Source organism: Streptomyces fildesensis (assembly GCF_016107395.1).
Classification (GTDB): Bacteria; Actinomycetota; Actinomycetes; order Streptomycetales; family Streptomycetaceae; genus Actinacidiphila; species Actinacidiphila fildesensis.
Genome location: NZ_JAAIKO010000113.1, coordinates 1 through 1,799, shown reverse-complemented (window position 1 = coordinate 1,799; position 1,799 = coordinate 1). Strand labels below are relative to the sequence as shown.

General features: G+C 71.7%; 1 protein-coding gene. It reads right to left on the bottom strand.

The window, feature by feature from the left end:
* A partial coding sequence (locus C6N31_RS42105) for a DEAD/DEAH box helicase (protein WP_138359625.1) occupies positions 1–1,568 on the bottom strand: 1,568 nt, incomplete at its 3' end.
* Positions 1,569–1,799: the final 231 nt, after the last annotated feature.

Genomic DNA, 1,799 nt, shown 5'->3' with positions numbered 1-1,799 from the left:
TACGCGGCGGTGGTGGTCGTGCGGGGCGCGGGGCGCTCGCCTGATCCGGAGCGGCGGGCCTGGGCGAAGCGGCTGCGTCGGCCGCGGGTGGCGGTGGCGCTGCGCTTGGCGCGTTCCACGACCGGTGCGGCGATGACACACGGGATGCCGCTGGGGGCCTGGGCTCCGGTGATGCGGGTCAGTTCGGCCTCGTCGGGGCGGACCTGTGCGGTCTGCGGGGCGATGCCGGCGTCCCGCATCAAGCGGATCATGTCGCGGCGCTGGTTGGGCAGGACCAGGGTCACGACGCTGCCGGACTCACCGGCGCGCGCGGTGCGGCCGCCGCGGTGCAGGTAGTCCTTGTGGTCGCTGGGCGGGTCGATGTTGACGACCAGGTCGAGGTTGTCGACGTGGATGCCGCGCGCGGCGACGTTCGTGGCGACCAGCACGGTGACGTGTCCGGTCTTGAACTGCTCCAGGGTGCGGGTCCGCTGCGGCTGGGACTTGCCGCCGTGCAGTGCCGCGGCGCGCACTCCGCTGTTCAGCAGGTGGTCGGTGAGCTTGTCCACGGCGTGCTTGGTGTCGAGGAACATGATGACCCGGCCGTCACGGGCGGCGATCTGCGTCGTCACCGCGTTCTTGTCCCCGCCGTGCACGTGCAGCACGTGGTGCTCCATCGTGGTGACCGCGCCGGCCGACGGGTCGACGGAGTGCACGACCGGGTCGTGCAGGTAGCGGCGCACCAGAAGGTCGACGTTGCGGTCCAAGGTGGCGGAGAACAGCATGCGCTGCCCGTCCGGGCGCACCTGGTCCAGCAGGGCGGTGACCTGCGGCATGAAGCCCATGTCGGCCATCTGGTCGGCCTCGTCGAGGACCGTGATGCCGACCTGGTCCAGGCGGCAGGAGCCCCGGTCGATGAGGTCCTTGAGCCGGCCCGGCGTGGCGACGACGACTTCGGCGCCACCGCGCAGCAGGTGGATCTGCCGTCCGATGGACATGCCGCCGACCACCGTGGCCATCCGCAGGCGCAGCGAGCGGGCGTACGGGGTCAGCGCGTCGGTGACCTGCTGGGCGAGCTCACGGGTCGGGACCAGGACCAGAGCCAGCGGCTGCAGCGGTTCGGCGCGCTGACCGGCGGTCCTGGCCAGCAGCGCCAGACCGAAGGCGAGGGTCTTGCCGGAACCGGTACGGCCACGGCCCAGCACGTTACGTCCCGCCAGGGCGTTGGGCAGCGTCGCGCCCTGGATGGGGAACGGCACCGCCATGCCCTCGTGCGCCAACGTCGCCAGCAGAGCGGCCGGCATGTCCAGCGCGGCGAAGCTCTCCACCGCGGGCAGCGCCGGGGTGAGCGTGACCGGAAGAGCGAACTCGCCCTGAACGGACGGGCGTCGGCTTGAACCGCCGGAGCGGCCCGAGCCCGCGTAGCTACCGGAACGGCCGGAGCCACCGGAGCCCGCGTAACCGCCGGAACGGCTCGGCGCACCGGAGCGGCTCGGCGCCGAACGGCTGTAACCGCCGGCGCTGGAGGCGCCGCCGCGGCTGGTGGAACTGGGGCTGGAATACGAGCGGTTGGAACGAACGGGGTTCACGGAGAACCTTCCTGGATACGGCACGTATCCAGGAGGCCCCAGCAGCGAACACGCCGCACGAAGGCATCGCAGAGACGAACCGGAAGAACGAGCAAGAACGAGACGGGACCGAAGCGGCGCGGAATCAACCGCGCGAACACACTTCGCCACGAGCGGCACTGCCAGAGATGGCGGCCGGGAACTGGACGCGCGAGGAGGCGGGTCCGGGGCAGTGAGCACATCGCGGTCGTG